Consider the following 18,737-nt stretch of genomic DNA (forward strand, 5'->3'; position numbering starts at 1 on the left):
GCTGTGATCAAACCCAAGCTCTTTTAAATAAGCGCTTGAGTTTGAGCGACTTGTTGCCTCTTTGTCGGTGTATTAGATCTGATAGCGGGTTTTGTCACCGATATCGTAATGAAGTGGCATGCGCCATTTAGAGAATGCTGCAACAGCTAATAATATGGCACCAGACATACTGAACACCATGCTGATTTGAGGTTGATTAAAGACCAGGCAAAACCAAAAGCCTGCAAGGGCTACGGGTGTCATTAACAGCGCCTTTAACTGAAAGCAAAAATATTCTTTAATCGCCAGTGCGCTAAAGGTAAATAAAGCAGCCCCTAATGCCAAAGGTTGCCATAGCCCGGTTAACAACCAAATCGCTGCGAATAGTCCGCTTCCCTGAATAAGCCAGCGAAAGCGTTTGTCATAAACATGAACGGTACTGGACGCGATTAATGCGGCAATAATCAGTGCAGATGTGGCAAACTCAGCTTCCCAGGCAACGATAGACATAGCTGCTGCCGAAAGGGTCAGCGCACAGCGATAAAGCAAAACGGTCAGTTTATCTAACCCGTCCAAATCGCTCTGAATGTGGGGATCGGCCATTGTTTACTCCAATATTGTCAAAAACACGGTATTGTACTGTCCATAATTTCGAAAGAGAATCGGATTCATGTGACATGTGGCTGATAGTTATTGATCTAACGTCACGTTAGGGTTGATTGGGACTCCATCCAGCGGCAAAATGAAAACAGAAATTGTTTTGGCAGAGTAATAATGAAAAAAATCGCCGTTTTAGTCGTCGTAACGGCATTAGCCGGTTGCGCATCAGATAATGAAACAACACAAATCATCAGTTCATCGTCGGAAGAGGTTTATACTACAGAGCAGATAACTGAGATAGCGCAAATGCGTGATGCCAAGGTTGAGAAAGAGTCTGTTGTCCTAAAAGAGGAAGTCGCTAAAGCTCCCGTCCAAAAGGTGGTTAGGGTTGATTCATCGAAAGAGCTGCAGTCAACAAAAGTGACGCCACCTCAAAAACAAGCAAAACCGACGCAAACCAAGCCGGATTATAAGTATTCAAGCATTGCAAATCACGGCTATACCATTCAAGTGCTAGCACTTAGTCATAATCAGAGTTTTTCAACCTATCTGAATAAGCTGCCTTCCAATCAACCGGTATGGATGAATAAGAAAAAGCTTGAAGGTCTGCCTTGGTATACCTTGTTATTTGGTCAGTATGAAACACGCGCAGAGGCGAAAAGAGCATTAAATGCCTTACCGCAAGATGTGAAAGCTTATGGTCCGTTTATTCGTAGCCTGGATGAAATTAAAGCGTCTTCTACTCCAAAATTAACAAAGTTAAACTAGGCATGAACAACCTAAGAAAAAGAGAGCTTATATGCGCTCTTTTTCTGATGGTGCTATTTAAGCAGGCTAACAATGATGACTGAATTAGAAAAAATGCGTTCTGGCGAGTTGTTCGATGGCGGCGATCCGGAAATAAGCGCGCTACGACAGCAAGCAGAACTCACTTTGCTGAAAATCCAATCCTCCGGCTCAGCTCAACACTCTGAACTCTTCAGGCAACTGTTCGGCTCTTTTGGTAAGGAGTCGGTTGTCCGTGTACCTTTCAGCTGTGAGTTTGGTCAAACTGTGCATATTGGTGATCATACCTTCATCAATGCTGGTGTGATCATGCTCGATGGTGCAGATATTCGTATCGGCAATAATGTACTGATTGGCCCTAGTGTACAGTTCTATACTCCGACCCATTCTTTGGATCACCATTCACGCAGAAAGTGGCAAACCTGGTGCAAGCCCATTACCGTTGAGGACGATGCCTGGATTGGAGGCAATGTTTCGATTTGTCAGGGTGTGACTATCGGAGCCCGTTCGGTAGTGGCAGCGGGTAGTGTGGTGACTAAAGATGTTCCGACAGGCGTAATGGTTGGGGGGGTACCTGCCAAAGTCATAAAAACGCTGGTAAGTGCTCAATAATTAGCCGCCTTAACCGCCATAAGACTTACTTTGGATATATTTAACTATTACCATTCATGAAAGGTGCAATAATTCTCTATTTTTTATTACTATGGAAGTCGATTTATAGCTTTGGCGTGTCTCTTTATAACCATATCAGCTTACGCCAAAGCAGTGATAACAATGATATTGGCTAACTCGAATAGCCGGCTATGTACTACAAAGGATGATCATGAGCTCGATCCATGTTTTATTACTGTGTGGCGGTGGTAGTGCCGAACACGAAGTCTCTCTCGTCTCGGCGAACTATATTGAAGAGCAACTCAAGTGTATTGAAGACATCACCTACACTCGTGTTGAGATGAAAGAAGATGGTTGGTTTGATACGAATAATACGCCTTGTCAGCTTAACCTGGATCGCTCTTTACAGGTCGGAGATGAAAAAATATCCGTTAACTATGTGATCCCTTGTGTTCACGGTTATCCTGGTGAAACAGGGGATTTGCAATCGTTCTTAGACATGGCGGGATTGCCTTATCTGGGGTGTGGCGCAGAGGCCAGTACCAATTGCTTCAATAAAATTACCACCAAGTTATGGTTTGATGCTCTGAACATTCCGAATACCCCCTACGTATTCTTAAGCGAGAACGATGAAGCCGCACATCAAATAGCGGACTCTGCGTTTGATGACTGGGGTAAGGTGTTTGTTAAAGCGGCTTGTCAGGGCTCATCTGTTGGTTGTTACAGTGTCACTAAAAAGGATGAATTAGCTGAAGCAGTCAACAAAGCCTTCACATATTCAAATCAGGTATTGATTGAAAAAGCAATTAAACCGCGTGAACTGGAAATTGCGGCTTATCAGTATGGTAATGAAATCGTGATCACCAAACCAGGTGAAGTGTCATGCCCGGATGATAAATTCTACAGCTACGAAGAAAAATACAGCGCAGACAGTCATTCCGTTACAACGGTTGAAGCGCAAAATTTGACTGACGAACAAGTCGAACAGATCCGAGGTTTTGCACGTAAGGCATTCATTCAAATGAAATTGAAAGACTTATCACGGATTGATTTTTTCCTAAGTGAAGGCGGTGAAATCTTTCTTAACGAAATCAATACCTTCCCGGGAATGACGCCGATATCCATGTTTCCTAAAATGCTGGAAAATCATGGTCATAAATTTTCAGCCTTCATTGAAAGCGCCATTAAATCAGCAGTGAAGTAACTCGTCGTCAGTTAGATAGCGTAGAATTTGCAGCGCTTGACTCTATCGCCAGTTAGTTTCTCTGATTTTGCAGAATGATGCTTTACTGGCGTTTTTAATGATACCTGTAATACTCGTTATAGATGTTCAGCAAGGAGCCCTATGCTAACGAAGAAGCAAAAACGTGAACATTTTAAATGTTTGCAAGCTCGTAATTACCGGGCAAGTCTTCAATTAGAAGGGTTCGATATTGAGCCAACAAAGCTCAAGTTTGAGAACGGAAAAAATGGCGTAACCCCAGAAACTTTGAGTGAAGCCGAACTAATTGCCAACTTAAAACAACGCTATGCGAGATAAGTACGGAGTAAGCCAAGACCCAGATTGCTACCCAGGTAGTTCCGTTTTGGTTAATAAATTATCGATCTTTGATGACGATGAACTTGCCCTTGCCGAGCGAGACTTTACCAAGGTGCGAGCTGAGCACTTTGAGCCTGAATTTGATCAATTCAACCTTCAATACCTGAAAAAAATTCACCATATCTTATTTCAAGATTTATATCGGTGGGCTGGTCAGATAAGGCAAGTCGATATCACCAAAGGCCGAACACGTTTCTGCCATGTCCATAACATTGAACGAGAAGCTGAACGTCTGTTTGCAGCACTTGCACGAGACAACTACCTTTGCGACCTTCCTTTTGATCGATTTATCAAACAAATAGCCCACTACTATTGCGAGCTGAATGTTATCCATCCGTTCAGAGAAGGCAATGGCCGTGTACAGCGTATCTTCTTTGAAATACTTGCCATTAACGCGGGGTACGAAATCTGTTGGGAAGGGATCAATCTTAAAGAATGGGTCGATGCCAACCAGGCAGGCTATTTTGGCGATTTAAGCCTATTAGAGAAGCTGTTTGAGCGTATTACCGTTCACATCGACGTCCATCATGGCTATCGTGAGCACTGGAATGACAGTCCAAGTTCAATATAGTGATATAAGACCTGCTGTAGTCATTGGGGATACTCATACCTTTAATGCTCCCAAGGTTTTTCTTTAACAAACTTTGCTATTTCCTTATCGCGTTTCTCCGTATTTCCTACATATTGTGCAGGCATTGCTGGGCTTTTCCAACGTCCCTGAGTTTGTATCTCACTAATGGATAAACCCGAATCAGCCAGATCTTTAACCGCACCCACCCGTGGTGACTGACCGGAGAAAATAACATTAGCAGGTAATCCCAGCTCTTCACTAGCGCGGCGGAACACGCGATAGATAGAAGAATGGTCTAACGGCTTATCACCAATATTACTGTGGCGATCGATACGTCGGAACACAAAACCTGAATCAATAATACTTACTACTAACCATCGTTGCAGGGCTTTCGACGCAACGTCGCTAAGAGAAATAATGCGATCGCCGATAATGATATTGATAAGCCCACTGCTCTCGACTTCCAGTTTATCTACCGTTAGATCTGCAAGTTCACTGCGTTTTAACATGGCCTCAAAAGCAACAGCCCAGATTGCGACATCGCGGATGTCTTTGACTTTAGGCGAAAAGTCAAGGAGCGCGATTAACTGCTGAAGATGGTCATCTCGGAAGCCTTTGGCATGGCGGTAATCATCGTGCTTCTCTAAACGTTGTTTACGCATGGCGAGCTTTACCTCAGTGTGCGAGCAAGGGTCGGGCAGAGCATGGCAACGATGCACCAGTCCTATGGTGACAATGTAACGTTTCAGGCTGGCAAGTTTGCGCGTCTTAGACATCATATCAATGAAATTATGCACAGTGTGAACAGAAGCTGGCAGGGCCGACGCCTTATTCGCCAGGCAATAGGCCACAAAGTTGTTCCAGTCATTTTTAAAGGCCACTAAGGTGTTTTTAGCGTAGTGGCGATGAGTTAAAGATTGCCATAATTCGATGCTGTCCATAACTTGTGAAAAAGCAGACTGGCTGCTTTTTCGTTGCTCATTGTTCTCAATAACAGGAATATTTTTAGCCATTTTCACACCACCTAATGCACTATAACTTTATTATTATAAACCACTAACCATATACAACCATCAAAAAAAATAAGTTAATAGCACAAAAACAAAATTTATCCGCTTTATAGCATGGAGAGATCTATACAGAACCAATCGTTAATGCTTCAATAATATTAATTGATAATTGCTTCAATATAAGAAAACAATCGTCATCAACACTGTAAGAGCTTAATTATGTTTACAAATAGTAACAGCAGCTTGGCTAGCTTTGGGAATCGTATAACGAAGGGACAGGTATGAAAAAGAGACTGTTCCACCGCAGTTACAACATTGAAAACACATCTGGTGAAGCCGATGGATGGAAAACAATCATCAATGGTAATACCATCTCTGGTCATTTGACGTTACTAAAGAAAAGCGTCGATTGGTGGTGTGATATGAAAACATTCTTGCCACCGGAAAGTTTTGCTCGTGCGGGATCTAGCCAAAACCAGCAAGCTGCATCGAACTTTGAAGACTACAAAGGCTTCAAACTCATGAATGACAGCGGCAAGCCAAATGAATGGTACGTTATTCTAAGAGGGCAACTTCTGAAAGGTTCCCCCGTCGCCATTAAAAGGCACCTTGATAAGGTGATCGAAAAGCTAAATAATAAATGAATCGTCTAAAACCGCATCTTGAGGTGGTTAGGTATACATACAAAATGCCCAATAGGGCATTTTGTTTAAGGTCTAAAAAAGAAGAAGAGGGGATTGATTAATCGTCTTCGTCTGCCTTTTCTACGTCAACTAAATAGCTACCTTCAAGCCAGTTACGACCTATCAGTAATTTATACTCCAACTTACCACGATCTCTCAGGTTGACCGAGACCCTCTTATGCTCACCATTCCAACCGAGATCCATTTTAACCGCATATCGACGTTCTACACCCTGAGCATTACGGATCTTACTTACTTTAATGATTCGTCCCTTGAACCTGGTTTTTTCACCATTTTCATTAATAGAAGTAAACTCAACTGTTTCGCCTAAGTGATCACGCATATCATCGCTATCACTATCTTCGCCAGTAACTTCAATATCAACAGCATGGAGAGATGTTGTGGCAGCGCCGGTATCTATGCGTGCTTTGTAGTCCATACCGAGCTCATGAACCTTGATCGTTTCAACCTGGCCAACAATGGATTTGTGATCTTGAATTTTAGTGCTTGCCGTGACAAAACTGGATGTGGCTGAAAGAAAAATCACCGCTGATAGTAGAATTTTATTCACATAGTCTCCGATAAGTTAGCTGTTCGTCTTAATATGAATAGTAGACAATAAATTCAAGAGATTGTTCACCATACAAGAACTCCCAAGAGATCTCACTTAATTAAGCTAAAATAATCTTAATTTATACCCAAGTAACCTCAAGATGCTCGTTTCCGCGAGAATTTTGAGGTTACTTGGGTATAAGATCTAACAAATCATAAATGTGTTCTAAACATTCATCAGATTGCTCAAAACGTACCGTGTGAAATCCTAAACTGCGTGCTGACTTAATGTTATCTTCGTTGTCATCAATGAAGAGGGATTCATCAGCTTGTAAGTTGTATCGCTCAAGTAGCAATTCGAATATTTCAGGTTCTGGTTTTACTATCAGTTCTTTACCGGATACCAGGCCACCTTTACACAGTGATAGAAAGCTATGGCGTTCGTTAAGGGTTTCAAAAAATGCACTGCTCATGTTGGTGAGATAGTAAATAGAGTAGTGGTGGTCTAATATTTGATAGAAAAGCGTTTGTGTGCAGCTGATTTTAACCAAACTATTCAGAATATGCTCAAAAAAGTCTTCCATCCTAGATTCAGGGAAACCTGTTCTGGCGGCAAATTTAGGGATGACCTCAGCCATCAACATTGTGCCCCGATCGAGAGATGACCAATCAGGGTGTTGAAGAACTTCATTCAGTAGCAGCTGTTGCTCGTACTTTGAATCCGTAAACGTTTGAACAATTTTGCTAGGATTCCATTGAAAAAGCACAGCTCCAAAATCAAAAATGACGTTACAGATCATAAGCGTTTCCGTTCAACTAGCTTTTATTGATAATATTCCTTAACTGGTAATGCGCAAGGTACATGAGTAATCTTAGTTACCAGACTCACAAATCATAAAAAATCACGAGATTGTTACAAGATGAATGATAACCGCCGCTTAGTATTTTCAACAGAAACTGGCCGAATCAAAGAAGAGAAAGCCGCACCACAACGTCAAACTGGTGATGGCATTGTTCGTATTCAGCGCCAAACCAAAGGCCGTAAAGGCAAAGGTGTTTGCATTGTCACAGGTCTGGATATGGAAGATGCCCAACTTAAACTTGTGGCTGCCGAGCTGAAAAAAGTCTGCGGTTGCGGCGGTTCCGTCAAAGATGGAACGATCGAAATCCAGGGCGATAAACGCGATGTCATCAAAGCAGCATTAGAAAAAAAAGGTCACACCGTAAAACTTGCGGGGGGATAATCACTTTAAAGCCTGAAGGTTCTTCAGGCTCTTTTCTTGGCATTAGTCTTAAACCAAAATCGCAGTACAAAAATAAACACAGACTTTGTAGAACCAGGCAAACTGACCATTTGCAGCAGGACTAAAAAGAAAGTGTTTATTACCTATTTTATGGTAAATCAAGAATACTGTTAAATAGGCAGCATTTCCTGAACCTAACAAAAAACCCAAAACGCTAACGTGTGAAGTTATCGTAGACCCATCACATAATTTTGGAAAGAGTATTGCGGAGAGTTAAGTGGTTGATTTTTGTCTCTTCATGAACTTAAAGCAAAACCCGACACATTTAACATAAGGTATATAATGCGAACTGAGGGTTGGGGTTTAACAATTGATGAGTCAGCCCGGGAACCTTTGCGGATAAGCTTATTAAATCCTTTGTAAACAGTTATTTAAAATAGTTTTTGGTGGTTTTTATCCGTTACGAAACCCGCTACGTTGGCAGCCAGATGAAAGCCTGAGTTATCCCGTGATTGCGCCATGGTGTCTTAAACCGTGTTGTTAATCGCTTTAACCAATAAACTCCGGGTGTATCCATCGAAAAGAACGTTAAAAAAACGATAAATTTTGCGAGGTATATCATACTGCATCAATCGTTTGTCCAATTGTTCTGGCGCAGTTTCGACTCGTTCCCGTGGCTATCTGCCGGATGATACCCGCTGGCAAGGCTTTCAGATTGATGAATATGATTGTGTGATTGTCACGCCCGAAGGCCGACGATTCAGCCTCAAGGAATTAGATTCGTGGGCGTTGCGGTTTGATGAGTATCATGCGTTAAAACGGATGTACGAGCTGGACTATGTGCCAGTGCGCTCTAATGTGGTGACGCCGTTGCCGTTTCGTGGTGGCCGCCGGGTCAAAGAAATACAAAGTGACGTGGTCACCAAAGCGAAAAGAAAGCCAAGCGACTTCCCTAGCCTTTATGAGGAAAGAATGGCTCCATTAAGAGCACAGTTTGGTAAACATCCATTTCACCTCCTTATTTCTTCTCTATTCGGAAGGTATCCCACAGGCCAATCAGCATGGCCGCTACTGCCAGCATTGCGCCGCCTACTTGAGCGCCATTTCACCCATTGCCACATTAACTGTAAGCAATCCTGCACACATAGCCTTTCGTTTTCATGCTTATTGCTCTCTGTGGTTACATAAACGTGGTAAAGAGGCATTAGCAAAGCAGGCGATTCGGTTTTAAGGCAAACAAAAAAAGCCCGTTAACCTATAGGTTTACGGGCTTTCTACTATTTGATTTGGTTCACAATAACTCAGTGGTAAACGGGCTCGGTAATAATTGCCCCACATATACATGTGACAGTTTCCCATTCTTCATCAACGAAAAAGTCTTCATCTTGGCCGCATTCTGGGCAAGGGCTAAATACGATTTTAGGCTCAAACACTCAATACTCCTTGGACAGACCCAAAACCATTTTTAGCAAATTATTCTTACGCTAAACGATCAAATCTTTCACTTAAGCCATACTATGGCTTCTAGTATTAAGAATCAATAACCTACAAGAATTGCCGTGAACAGATATTTTTCCGACTTAGAAATCCGCTGTCATGCGATGCCAGCATTTTCTTAATCCACACAACAATATCAGCTTTCAGGCTATGCTCGTACCGAGCGCAGAGAGAAAGCCCTTAGGATCACTATGAATTGATGCGCCTTTTCAGTCCTGCACTATTATAGATTGTAATGGTACGGTGAATTTAGCCATCTAGTTCGAACTCGACAATTGATATCAACTGAGGGTAGTTGAAATTGCACCGCAGGAGGACTAATGCCAGAATCTCAACATCCGCAAAAACAACCTATCCCAAATAATTGGATCATCAATGCATTGATCATTGTTGGATTGATGGTCACGCTTTATCTGTCGCTGACACAAAGGCCGGTTACAGAGCCTGCCTATGACATACCCTATAGCGAATTCAAGGAACTTTTGAATAACAGTGGGCTGGTGTCAGTCACATTAAAGGGCAATGAAGCGGAAGGTACTTTGCTGGAAGCCGCGAACATTGGTCCGCAGAAAGAGTTGAGCAGGTATTTCAAAACACGCATTCCCGATATTGGCGACGAAACTCTTTTACCCGCTATTGAAGCACAGCATGTTGAATTAAAAGTACTTCCTCCAGATACTGATGGGGTCTTGTGGCCAATACTGCTTAGTATGTTGCCATGGATACTAATTATTGCTTTCTGGTTCTGGATTCTTAATCGGGTACAGCGCAATATTTCAGGCGGGCTGGGCGGCAAAGGCGATTTGGGTAAATTTCTGCGCGGCTCAACTAAGGCTGCTGAAATTCCCGATATCACTTTTGATGATGTGGCAGGCCAGGATACAGCAAAACGGGAAGTCGCCGAACTAGTTGAATTCCTCAAACATCCCACTCAATATCGTCAGCTTGGCGCCGAAGTACCACGAGGAGTGTTGCTTATGGGGCCACCTGGCACAGGAAAAACTCTTATGGCCAGGGCTTTGGCCGGAGAAGCCGGTGTCAAATTCTATTCCATTTCAGGCTCTGAATTCATCGAGGTTTACGTGGGTGTTGGTGCCTCTCGAGTACGCCACCTGTTTGAGGAAGCCAAGGAAAACTCACCGGCGATTATCTTTATTGACGAGCTGGATAGTATTGGCCGTACCCGGGGAACGGGGCTCGGTGGCGGCCATGACGAGCGCGAACAAACACTTAACCAGATTCTCGCTGAAATGGATGGCTTTAGCGGCCACGAAGCCATCATTGTACTGGGTGCAACCAATCGACCAGATGTACTGGATCCGGCTATTTTACGTCCAGGCCGCTTCGATCGTCATGTGGTGCTGGAATTACCTGACCGCAATGATCGTATTGCCATTCTGAAGGTTCATACTCACAAAGTTCCTCTGGGTGACGACGTTGTTTTTGAGCAGATCTCATCCGGAACACCCGGTTTCTCAGGTGCCGATATTAAAAATCTGGTTAATGAAGCGGCTATGTTGGCTGCCCGTGGTAAGGCAACTAAAGTAAGCATGACTCATTTTGATGAAGCACGGGACAAGCTGATGCTGGGAACGGTACGCCGTCTGGCTATTCAGCCCGAAGAGCGACATCGTCTGGCAGTGCATGAATCCGGTCACGCGCTGGTTGCCTATTTTCTTCCCCATGCAGATCCTGTTTATAAAGTGAGCATCATTCCACGTGGCCGGGCGTTAGGTGTAACTCATCAATTGCCCGATCACGAGCGATACACGCTACCAGAAGATTATTTGAGAGGACGATTAGTTGTGATGCTGGGGGGACGAAGTGCCGAAAGGGAACTTTTAGGCTGCGTCAGTTCCGGAGCCGATGATGACATTGCCCAGGCTACGGCACTGGCTCGTGCCATGGTTTCGCGCTGGGGTATGTCGAAGGAAATTGGTCCAGTGGATCTCCGCAATAGTGAGGAGCATCCGTTTCTGGGCAAAGAAATAGCCCAGCCACGTCACTTTTCCGAAAATTCAGCGCAGTCAGTTGATAAGGCGGTAAAAGAACTTCTAGGCAATGCCGAAAAACAGGCTATGGATTTAATTGTAAGTCACAGAAAACAGCTAGATAAGCTGATTAATGAACTCGAGGAACATGAAACCCTGAACGGGGAACAGATTAAGCTTTGTCTTGGCACCAAAAAATGAAGCAAGCACACAAGTGACACTGTCACCTCGCGTGAGCTTAAACGCTTTCATCAAGCTAATCGAGTAACCAAGTCGACAGAGCTTCCCTCACCTTCTCGCAATATCCTAGCAACATTTGTGGCTTTTCTTTAAATGGATTTGTCGTATGTTTAACACGAACAAAAATCTGCGTACTTATATCAACATGAGTGATTACCTGGCCCTCGTCATTCTGGAAAATAAGATAGTGAGGTGTCGCAAAAATCAGATGTTCTGGGTAATAAAGGAAGGCATTGTCGGAATTATCCACCGTACACAGTAATGATTGCTCTTGTTCCGAGGCATAAGACAAAGGTATTGATAATTCGATAATTATTGCCATTAGTACACTATAGTTTATTAACCACATCATTTATTCCAATTTCACCGCTCAGTTGAAGTGATGCCAGTACTTTCACCCCTAGCATTAATCATATACCAAAGTTTTATTCCAATTTGATACACCTACATACTCAACATGTAGAATATACCCTTAGTGTATGTTAGTGTTTCTAAGTGTTGCAAATAAATATAAGAGAAGTACCTCCGTACAATTTGCTGTTAGGGGATCGATATGGATATCATTAAAAATGAAACACAAAGCTTCGATGCTGATGTAATTCAGTTGTACTTAAGAGAAATCGCACATAAGCCCCTTCTGACGAAAGAAGAAGAGATCTTGTATAGCCGCAAAAGCCTTACTGGTGATATGGCGGCTAAAAAGGTCATGATCGAGAGTAACTTACGCCTTGTCGTGAGTATTGCTAAGAAATACCGCGGTAGTGGGATGCAACTTAGTGATCTGATTGATGAAGGAAACATAGGGCTGATAACAGCTGTTGATAAATATGACCCTGAGAGGGGCTTTCGTTTTTCTACCTACGCCACATGGTGGATTAAGCAGACCATTGAACGCTCCATTCATAACCAAGCCCGTACTATTCGTTTACCTGTGCACGTTTCTAAAGAAATCAACACTATTTTCAGAACGCATAAGCGGCTGATGAAGAATACCAGTCATGACCCTAGTCATGAAGAAGTTGCTAAAGAGCTTGAACGTAGTGTCGACGATATTACTTCCGTACTTGCTTATGATGCGCCGGTGGTGTCTATTGATCAAACGATTGGTGATGACGCTAATTCTCATTCGATTTCAGTCTTCATTGCTGATGATTCTTCAACTGGCCCTGAAACGCATGTCGATCAACATGATGTTCGTAAGCTGGCTATGGCAATGCTAGAGAGCTTAAATCAACGAGATCGCGAGATTCTTTGCCGTCGATTTGGCTTACTGGGTTATGAAACCCAGACACTTCAACAAGTTGCCGATGAAGTTGGTCTAACTCGTGAACGTATTCGTCAACTACAGGTTAGTTCTTTGAAGAAACTTAAAAACACCCTGCATCGCGAGAATTACGACATAGCGACTTTGTTCGCCGAAACTGCGTAACTCAACAACTTGTGACGCTGTCACTTTACATGAGAGCACTAAATTAGTTAGTGCTCTGAACAACCTCCCCCCTTAAAATACCTCCTGAAATCGTATTTATATTGCTCTAAGCCTTGTTTTTATACTTGATCAAGATCTCACAGCAATGGCAACTGTTGAGGCTTCTTGCCAGTTATTCTGCGTTGGCTCGGCATATTAATTATCACGGTATATATTTCCTTGCCACAAAACATTCACGTCATGTATCAATGGCCCATACCTTGATGGAATGAGCTTACATAATGAAATATAAAGCAACAATGCTGGGACTCTTACTGATTTTGTTACTTAACCCGGCATTACCAATAGAAGCCAAGATCGATAAGAAGCAGAAATGTCTCGAGACGAAAGAAAAAATCATTAAAATCAATCGTAAAATGCGTCAAAAATACACAGTGAAACAAGGTGAAAAGTATAGACGCCAGTTAGAAAAACTTTATAAGCTAGAGTTTAAATACTGTTTTTGACCGATTTTTGAAAATATTATGGCAACTACATAAATAAAGGCTAATACTTATCGTTATCTTAACTACTTGATAGGTAGACCATTGAAGTACATTATCCCCGCTATTCTTGCACTACTTATCACTGGCTGCGCAAGTTACAGCGTCACTGAAACCGAAATCCAGGATTATCTTGACAGTCGCACAAGCTTTGAAAGAACGCTCGGCATAAAGGGGATTGCTCATGCCAATATCATTTTTAATGATATAAAGGTTGGTATTGGCCGTATTGCAGAAGACAGAGTGAGTTTAGATGCTAAAAGTCAAGCTGAGGTGATGATCACAGGTCAACCTCAGCAAAAGGTTGAGGTGGATATCAGTTTCAGCGCAATCCCCTACTACGATCAAGACGAAGGCGCTATTTTCCTAAACGATTTAAATGTTGAATCACTGAATGTAACACCTGACGACCTGGGTATTTTTGCCAATAAGCAATTAATATCGCCCATCGTTGGTATTGTGGGACAAATTCTATCAACAAGACCAGTTTACCGATTAAATGAAGGCGACTTAAAACAGTCATTGCTGAAAACAGCTAAACCTGAATTGGTTATTAAAAATCATGAGCTTGTGATTGATTTATAGTAAGCAGCTATTCTCAACGCCCAACACCTAGAATTAGGCAACAGCGCGAGATTTTGCACTCTACCGTACTAAGCAAAATGATATTTTATCTAGTGATTTATGCTGTTTTAATAGTTTCATTGTAATGTGAGTTAGTTTTGTAGTTTATACATAAAGTTATAGTGCGTTAGGTCGTGACTAGAAGCGTAATCTTAACCTAAAAGTAAAGCCGCTCCATTATCGAGCGGCTAGATAATTATAAAGAAGATACAACTAACTTATAGACAAACAAAAGAATAGCTAGCGACCAAACCGGGCATCGACCGTACTTAATTAACCCATACCCCACAACCACAGCTGCTACATCGGTCAGCGAACCAATAGATGTTGTAATCACCGGCTTTACAAATGCACTTGCCAACAAGCCGACCACACAGGCATTGACCAGTTTGATTGACACGGTTAAGCGAGAATGACTGAAGAGCGCTTTCCAGGCTGGTAAGAATGCAAACAGTAATAAGCTTCCTGGCATAAATACAGCTATGGTCGCGATAGTACTGCCCAAAATTGGTGCCGTTCCTAATGCTGCAGCACCTAAGTAACTGGCCATAGTAAACATAGGACCAGGAACTAACTGAGCCGATGCGTAGGCAGTGATGAATGTGTCTGGTTGAACCATTCCCTCAAGCATTGGTTCAAGCAGAGGTAATACCACATGCCCACCACCAAAAACAAAACTACCCGCCTGATAAAATACATTGAAAATTGTCGCTAACGGTGAGTCAGATGCTAGTAACGGCATACCCAGTAAAAAAAATGTAAATATCATCAAGACTAGAACATTTGGCCGAATTGATTCATTCACTTTCCCGCGATGGCTATAGTTATCCGATATAAATGACATTATAAAACCAACCAAAGCGGCCAGAAGAATGGGGAGAATCTGCCCGATTAAACCGGCACTCAAAAATATCCATATTGCCGTTAGCAATGCCACAGCAATGGTTAGCCTATCGGTGATGAGCTTCTTCGTCATACCCCACAAAGCATCGGCAACCACCACGACAGCGAGAAGTTTCGCTGCTTGAATGAATGTATTAACGTATTCGACATTATTGAACTTCTGATTCGCCACAGCAAAGAATGTCAGTAAAACAAACGATGGGAACGTAAATCCCACAAAAGCAGCCATCGCTCCCGCATAACCGGCTTTTTTATAGCCCACATACATACCTAGCTGGCTACTGGCCGGTCCAGGTAAAAACTGACATAAAGCAACCGCGTGAGTGAAATCTTCTTCTTTCAGCCACTTTAGCTTCTCAACAAACTCTTTCTGAAAATAGCCAATATGCGCGGCGGGACCGCCAAAACTATACAAACCTAAAACAAAGAAATGCCATAAAACGTTAAACATATTACCTCCTTTTGATTCGTATAGTACCCACCAATACCAGATTAATTAAATCGTTGCTTTCGATTCTATCTATTGTTTTTGATAATTCGAATAAAGATCAAGCATTGGATCCGAATATAATCCTGTTTAGGCGATATTTGTAATTATATTAGAAAAAAGCAACAGACATTGTGCATTCAAGTAAACAATGTTTGTAGTTGGTTGATTATTATCGAGTATTAAATTTTGCAGAGGTAGTGAGCACACACTATAAATAACTATTTCACCGAGAAATAACAAAATTACACTAATTCTAGTTGATCTTCAGTTGTGATAACACCATTTGCTCATTTATAAAATGAGCATTTGATTGCTAAAATTATTCCAGCGGAAAGTTACGAGTAATACTTATCTGCATTTATTTTGTTACGGTGTGACGGAGCAGGCATTTGGTATTATTAAATCTTACGTTTATCAGTGGTATACTCCCGTAATCAGTTCTAATGGTTCTCCACGATGCTAGAAAATCTTCAACAAATGGTTATCCTTGCAACGGTCGGGCATGAGCAAAATTTCACTCGTGCGGCAGAGCGGCTTGGTATCTCTAAATCTCAGGTCAGCAAACAAATTCGTTTTCTTGAAGAAAGATTAGGGTGTCAGTTAGTACAGCGCAGCACCCGGACGGTTGCGCTAACGGATATTGGTTTACAGTACTGTGAATATGGTCAGCAACTGCTAGATATTGTGAATGAAGCTGAAGCTATGGTGGCGGGCTATCGCAATGAAGTTAAAGGCGTACTTCGCGTTGGCATTGGTCAGTCGTTCGGCAATTCGAACATTACATCGGCCCTAGCCGAATTTCAAAAAGCCCATCCCGATTTAGAACTGGAAGTGAGCTTGTTTGATCACCGCCCTAACCTGTTGGAAGAAGGCTTCGATTGCTGGGTTGCGATTCATGAGCATCCACCTGAAGGTATGGTGGCTAGGAAACTCTCCAATTGTAAATTCGTTGTTGTCGCTTCCCCTGATTATTTGGCTGAACATAGCACCCCCAAAGTACCAGGTGATTTGCGCCATCATAACTGCATTACCTATCAAAGCCGTGAACGTAAATATATCAATTGGGAATTTACCCGTGATGGGGTTCACCAATCAATTCGCGCGCGTGGCAATTACCGCATAGACAATGCGCCCGCTGTATTGGAAGCAGCAAAAAGTGGTTTAGGTATTGCCTATCTTGCAACTTACCTGCTCACCGATGAATTTGAAACCAACAAGCTCGTTCAGCTGCTGCCAGAATGGAAAGCTGATGTTGAGCTTCCAATTTATGCGGTATACCCAAGACGGAAATATTTGGCACCGAAAGTAAGATGTTTCATCGATTTTATGTCTGAACGTATGTCTCAACCTCCTTATAGGAAAATAAACCCGATAACAGAAAACGGCTAAATTAGCGCACGTGGGTGGTATAACCACCCTTTCTTTGCTTCTTCTCACTAATTGCATTGTGTTTCCTGCTGAATGTTCTAAACCTAAATGAAAGGCTTATGTTCCTCAGGTTCTCAAATGACTGACTTTCGTAATGTAACTCCATCTTTAATTTTTTTTATTTTGCTATTCAGCCTGTTCGGTTGCAGTGGATCTTCCAGTGGATTAAATAGCGGTGACAGCGTAACTAACGACCCCACCTTTTCGGCGACTCCAGATGCAAAAATGTTATTGGTTAATCTACCTGAGCGACGTGAAGTAGTGTTTTTTGAAAAGGGCAGTTATGAATTAAGCATTGATAACCAGCGAGTACTAGATCCCATTGCGATACGCTTGAGGCAGCACCCTGATAGTCAGTTAATCGTGATTGGGCATAGTGATGATAATGGTTCTGACGAATACAATTTAACACTCTCTTTTGAGCGAGCTTTCAGCGTAGCAATATACATTTCATCTGTATTCGGTATTGAGGAAGAGCGGATACAACTTGTTGCTTTAGGTAACGATGAACCGCTAAGTATGGGAAATAGTGAACAGGCAAAACAGCAGAATCGGCGGGTTGAGGTTATTTCTCCTAAAGCCATTGTGAGAACGCTGAGTACAATTACAGGAGATGAACGGTATTAGAAGCCATTATGAACTAACGTTGTTGAAGATAGTTTGCTAGCTTAGGGCCGCGTTAAGGAAAAGATATTAAGGCGATAGCATAGAACTATCGCCTGATTTTATAGGCCAAGCCTATTGTTTTTTCAAAGCCGGGTATGCATACATATCTTTGAGAATGCCCGCTACGCCATCAGGCAGTGCAGAAAGCTTATCTTCAAACCTCGCTTTTTCTTCTTCAGTGACAGACTCGTCTTCGATACCAGCGGCAATGTAATTTGCAGGGAATAGCCGATAATTAGCTGTAATTTGGCGATCAATTTCTTCCGCCAGTTCTTCAGGCGTTTCAAATGACGATTTAATTACATCACCAAAGCTGACATGGATGTGGCGCTTCTGTCCCACAATTCCCTGAATAATGCTTTCAATATCTTCAAACTCACCTTTTTCATAAGAGCCTGATGTCTGTTTTTCATAGAGTTCATTCGCTTTCGCTACATCGCATGGATCATTCTCATAAGAAATTGCCACAGGAACGATGTTTAAACTGGCCATAAATTCAGGGAAAGGCTGTTTACGCTTGCGCCCTTCCATATTGAACATTTTTAAGATCGCCGGATCTGTTCTATCGTTACCGTCTTTAGCACGGCCTTCCTTCTGTGCAATCCAGATAGAATTCCCAGTTTCCAGCGAGTGCGATATGTAACTAGACAGCAAACCAATCGCTTTCATCATTTCACGCGGCCCTTTCGCCGAACGTTTTACAATGAAACTTTTATTCAAGCGCATCAGCTCTGTCACGCATGGTTTTTTAAGCAGGTTGTCACCTATCGCGATGCGAACCGTTTTGTATTTCTCATGAAATAGACACCAGTTGACCATAGCGGGATCCATCGCAATATCACGATGGTTTGAAACGAAAAGATACGCTTGATTCGGGTCCAACTGATCAAGCCCGGTAAATGTTACGCCGTCACATGAATGATCTATCGTTCCCTTCATATATTTGGAAACCTGATATTGAACATCTTCAACGGTTTTAACATTCGACCATTTCTTGATTAAGAAACGCTTGATTATCGGTGTCAGTAGCCATCCGAAAATGCCGGATAGCAGCGGAAAACGGTAATGTAAAATTGCCGTTATAAATTCTTTATCTTCAATGATACGTGAGATAGCGCCACTCACTTCATCATCGTTATAGGGACGAATTTCTTTATATATATCGTTATCTGTTTGCACAATTATGCTTCGTCTGTAGTAAAAACGGGGTCATTTTACTTAGAAATAGGAAATTACCCAATGACATGACGCAACAACAATAGTGGTTGGAGGTCCTACCAGGTCATTAAG

At 42.4% G+C, this 18,737-nt stretch carries 21 protein-coding genes; 14 read left to right on the forward strand and 7 right to left on the reverse strand.

Annotated elements, in window-relative coordinates; genetic code table 11:
• Positions 1-72 precede the first annotated feature (72 nt).
• On the reverse strand, positions 73-582 hold the full coding sequence (locus C9I89_RS08765) for a DUF2301 domain-containing membrane protein (RefSeq protein WP_107282983.1): 510 nt from the start codon (positions 580-582) through the stop codon (positions 73-75).
• Between the two features lie 171 nt (positions 583-753).
• Here C9I89_RS08765 and C9I89_RS08770 point away from each other — a divergent pair, with 171 nt between their 5' ends.
• The 5 genes from C9I89_RS08770 to C9I89_RS08790 all read left to right on the forward strand — a co-directional run bounded on the left by C9I89_RS08770 (position 754) and on the right by C9I89_RS08790 (position 4,148).
• Positions 754-1,347, forward strand: a complete 594-nt coding sequence (locus C9I89_RS08770) for an SPOR domain-containing protein (RefSeq protein WP_107282984.1) — start codon at positions 754-756, stop codon at positions 1,345-1,347.
• Between the two features lie 75 nt (positions 1,348-1,422).
• Positions 1,423-1,977, forward strand: coding sequence for a sugar O-acetyltransferase (locus C9I89_RS08775; protein ID WP_107283163.1), 555 nt, complete (start codon positions 1,423-1,425; stop codon positions 1,975-1,977).
• A gap of 211 nt (positions 1,978-2,188) precedes the next feature.
• The gene (locus C9I89_RS08780; protein WP_107282985.1) at positions 2,189-3,181 is read left to right on the forward strand and encodes a D-alanine--D-alanine ligase; all 993 of its coding nucleotides are present in this window, start codon (positions 2,189-2,191) and stop codon (positions 3,179-3,181) included.
• A gap of 141 nt (positions 3,182-3,322) precedes the next feature.
• Positions 3,323-3,517, forward strand: a complete 195-nt coding sequence (locus C9I89_RS08785; protein WP_107282986.1) for a YhfG family protein — start codon at positions 3,323-3,325, stop codon at positions 3,515-3,517.
• Positions 3,518-3,563: 46 nt separating this feature from the next.
• The gene (locus tag C9I89_RS08790) at positions 3,564-4,148 is read left to right on the forward strand and encodes a putative adenosine monophosphate-protein transferase Fic (protein WP_245905446.1); all 585 of its coding nucleotides are present in this window, start codon (positions 3,564-3,566) and stop codon (positions 4,146-4,148) included.
• A gap of 41 nt (positions 4,149-4,189) precedes the next feature.
• Here C9I89_RS08790 and C9I89_RS08795 read toward each other — a convergent pair whose 3' ends face one another.
• The gene (locus C9I89_RS08795; RefSeq protein ID WP_107282988.1) at positions 4,190-5,161 is read right to left on the reverse strand and encodes a tyrosine-type recombinase/integrase; all 972 of its coding nucleotides are present in this window, start codon (positions 5,159-5,161) and stop codon (positions 4,190-4,192) included.
• Between the two features lie 278 nt (positions 5,162-5,439).
• Between C9I89_RS08795 and C9I89_RS08800 the strand changes: the two genes are divergently transcribed.
• Entirely contained in the window at positions 5,440-5,802 is a 363-nt protein-coding gene (locus tag C9I89_RS08800; protein WP_107282989.1) for a DUF3319 domain-containing protein, read from the forward strand.
• Positions 5,803-5,899: 97 nt separating this feature from the next.
• Here the strand turns inward: C9I89_RS08800 and C9I89_RS08805 are convergent, their stop codons facing one another.
• Both C9I89_RS08805 and C9I89_RS08810 read right to left on the reverse strand, forming a co-directional pair.
• Positions 5,900-6,412, reverse strand: coding sequence for an ATP-dependent zinc protease family protein (locus tag C9I89_RS08805; RefSeq protein WP_107282990.1), 513 nt, complete (start codon positions 6,410-6,412; stop codon positions 5,900-5,902).
• Between the two features lie 169 nt (positions 6,413-6,581).
• Positions 6,582-7,193 (reverse strand): HAD family hydrolase, encoded by a 612-nt coding sequence (locus C9I89_RS08810; RefSeq protein ID WP_107282991.1) that lies wholly within the window; start codon positions 7,191-7,193, stop codon positions 6,582-6,584.
• Between the two features lie 120 nt (positions 7,194-7,313).
• Here C9I89_RS08810 and yciH point away from each other — a divergent pair, with 120 nt between their 5' ends.
• The 3 genes from yciH (at position 7,314) to ftsH (ending at position 11,326) form a co-directional block, all read left to right on the forward strand.
• Positions 7,314-7,637 (forward strand): stress response translation initiation inhibitor YciH, encoded by a 324-nt coding sequence (gene yciH / locus C9I89_RS08815; protein ID WP_107282992.1) that lies wholly within the window; start codon positions 7,314-7,316, stop codon positions 7,635-7,637.
• Between the two features lie 636 nt (positions 7,638-8,273).
• Positions 8,274-8,825 carry a phage protein gene (locus C9I89_RS08820; RefSeq protein WP_245905447.1) on the forward strand — a complete coding sequence of 184 codons (552 nt, stop codon included), beginning with the start codon at positions 8,274-8,276 and terminating at the stop codon, positions 8,823-8,825.
• 629 nt (positions 8,826-9,454) lie between these two features.
• Complete coding sequence (gene ftsH, locus C9I89_RS08825; RefSeq protein ID WP_107282993.1) at positions 9,455-11,326, forward strand: ATP-dependent zinc metalloprotease FtsH; 1,872 nt, start codon at positions 9,455-9,457, stop codon at positions 11,324-11,326.
• 55 nt (positions 11,327-11,381) lie between these two features.
• On the opposite strand, the gene C9I89_RS08830 is transcribed toward ftsH, so the two are convergent.
• A complete protein-coding gene (locus C9I89_RS08830; RefSeq protein WP_146155060.1) occupies positions 11,382-11,687 on the reverse strand; it encodes a hypothetical protein in 306 nt (101 codons plus the stop codon).
• 231 nt (positions 11,688-11,918) lie between these two features.
• Between C9I89_RS08830 and rpoS the strand changes: the two genes are divergently transcribed.
• From rpoS to C9I89_RS08845, 3 genes are all read left to right on the forward strand, one after another.
• Positions 11,919-12,794, forward strand: coding sequence for an RNA polymerase sigma factor RpoS (gene rpoS / locus C9I89_RS08835; protein WP_107282995.1), 876 nt, complete (start codon positions 11,919-11,921; stop codon positions 12,792-12,794).
• A gap of 281 nt (positions 12,795-13,075) precedes the next feature.
• Positions 13,076-13,300 carry a hypothetical protein gene (locus C9I89_RS08840; protein WP_107282996.1) on the forward strand — a complete coding sequence of 75 codons (225 nt, stop codon included), beginning with the start codon at positions 13,076-13,078 and terminating at the stop codon, positions 13,298-13,300.
• Between the two features lie 81 nt (positions 13,301-13,381).
• Positions 13,382-13,921 carry a YceB family lipoprotein gene (locus C9I89_RS08845; RefSeq protein ID WP_245905448.1) on the forward strand — a complete coding sequence of 180 codons (540 nt, stop codon included), beginning with the start codon at positions 13,382-13,384 and terminating at the stop codon, positions 13,919-13,921.
• 235 nt (positions 13,922-14,156) lie between these two features.
• On the opposite strand, the gene chrA is transcribed toward C9I89_RS08845, so the two are convergent.
• Positions 14,157-15,314 (reverse strand): chromate efflux transporter, encoded by a 1,158-nt coding sequence (gene chrA, locus C9I89_RS08850; protein ID WP_107282997.1) that lies wholly within the window; start codon positions 15,312-15,314, stop codon positions 14,157-14,159.
• Positions 15,315-15,809: 495 nt separating this feature from the next.
• On the opposite strand from chrA, the gene C9I89_RS08855 reads away from it, so the two are divergent.
• Together C9I89_RS08855 and C9I89_RS08860 are read left to right on the forward strand one after the other, a co-directional pair.
• The gene (locus C9I89_RS08855) at positions 15,810-16,742 is read left to right on the forward strand and encodes a LysR family transcriptional regulator (protein ID WP_107282998.1); all 933 of its coding nucleotides are present in this window, start codon (positions 15,810-15,812) and stop codon (positions 16,740-16,742) included.
• Positions 16,743-16,859: 117 nt separating this feature from the next.
• Positions 16,860-17,408, forward strand: a complete 549-nt coding sequence (locus C9I89_RS08860) for an OmpA family protein (protein ID WP_245905449.1) — start codon at positions 16,860-16,862, stop codon at positions 17,406-17,408.
• Between the two features lie 111 nt (positions 17,409-17,519).
• On the opposite strand, the gene C9I89_RS08865 is transcribed toward C9I89_RS08860, so the two are convergent.
• Entirely contained in the window at positions 17,520-18,626 is a 1,107-nt protein-coding gene (locus C9I89_RS08865; protein WP_107283000.1) for a 1-acyl-sn-glycerol-3-phosphate acyltransferase, read from the reverse strand.
• Between the last annotated feature and the right edge of the window lie 111 nt (positions 18,627-18,737).

It is taken from the genome of Photobacterium lipolyticum, assembly GCF_003026475.1.
Classification (GTDB): Bacteria; Pseudomonadota; Gammaproteobacteria; order Enterobacterales; family Vibrionaceae; genus Photobacterium; species Photobacterium lipolyticum.

Bases quoted from the DNA above. Each gene is read 5' to 3' on its own strand.
- C9I89_RS08765 (WP_107282983.1), bottom strand. From the start codon at position 582: ATGGCCGATCCCCACATTCAGAGCGATTTGGACGGGTTAGATAAACTG.
- C9I89_RS08770 (WP_107282984.1), top strand. From the start codon at position 754: ATGAAAAAAATCGCCGTTTTAGTCGTCGTAACGGCATTAGCCGGTTGC.
- C9I89_RS08775 (WP_107283163.1), top strand. From the start codon at position 1,423: ATGACTGAATTAGAAAAAATGCGTTCTGGCGAGTTGTTCGATGGCGGC.
- C9I89_RS08780 (WP_107282985.1), top strand. From the start codon at position 2,189: ATGAGCTCGATCCATGTTTTATTACTGTGTGGCGGTGGTAGTGCCGAA.
- C9I89_RS08785 (WP_107282986.1), top strand. From the start codon at position 3,323: ATGCTAACGAAGAAGCAAAAACGTGAACATTTTAAATGTTTGCAAGCT.
- C9I89_RS08795 (WP_107282988.1), bottom strand. From the start codon at position 5,161: ATGGCTAAAAATATTCCTGTTATTGAGAACAATGAGCAACGAAAAAGC.
- C9I89_RS08800 (WP_107282989.1), top strand. From the start codon at position 5,440: ATGAAAAAGAGACTGTTCCACCGCAGTTACAACATTGAAAACACATCT.
- C9I89_RS08810 (WP_107282991.1), bottom strand. From the start codon at position 7,193: ATGATCTGTAACGTCATTTTTGATTTTGGAGCTGTGCTTTTTCAATGG.
- yciH (WP_107282992.1), top strand. From the start codon at position 7,314: ATGAATGATAACCGCCGCTTAGTATTTTCAACAGAAACTGGCCGAATC.
- ftsH (WP_107282993.1), top strand. From the start codon at position 9,455: ATGCCAGAATCTCAACATCCGCAAAAACAACCTATCCCAAATAATTGG.
- C9I89_RS08830 (WP_146155060.1), bottom strand. From the start codon at position 11,687: ATGGCAATAATTATCGAATTATCAATACCTTTGTCTTATGCCTCGGAA.
- rpoS (WP_107282995.1), top strand. From the start codon at position 11,919: ATGGATATCATTAAAAATGAAACACAAAGCTTCGATGCTGATGTAATT.
- C9I89_RS08840 (WP_107282996.1), top strand. From the start codon at position 13,076: ATGAAATATAAAGCAACAATGCTGGGACTCTTACTGATTTTGTTACTT.
- chrA (WP_107282997.1), bottom strand. From the start codon at position 15,314: ATGTTTAACGTTTTATGGCATTTCTTTGTTTTAGGTTTGTATAGTTTT.
- C9I89_RS08855 (WP_107282998.1), top strand. From the start codon at position 15,810: ATGCTAGAAAATCTTCAACAAATGGTTATCCTTGCAACGGTCGGGCAT.
- C9I89_RS08860 (WP_245905449.1), top strand. From the start codon at position 16,860: ATGACTGACTTTCGTAATGTAACTCCATCTTTAATTTTTTTTATTTTG.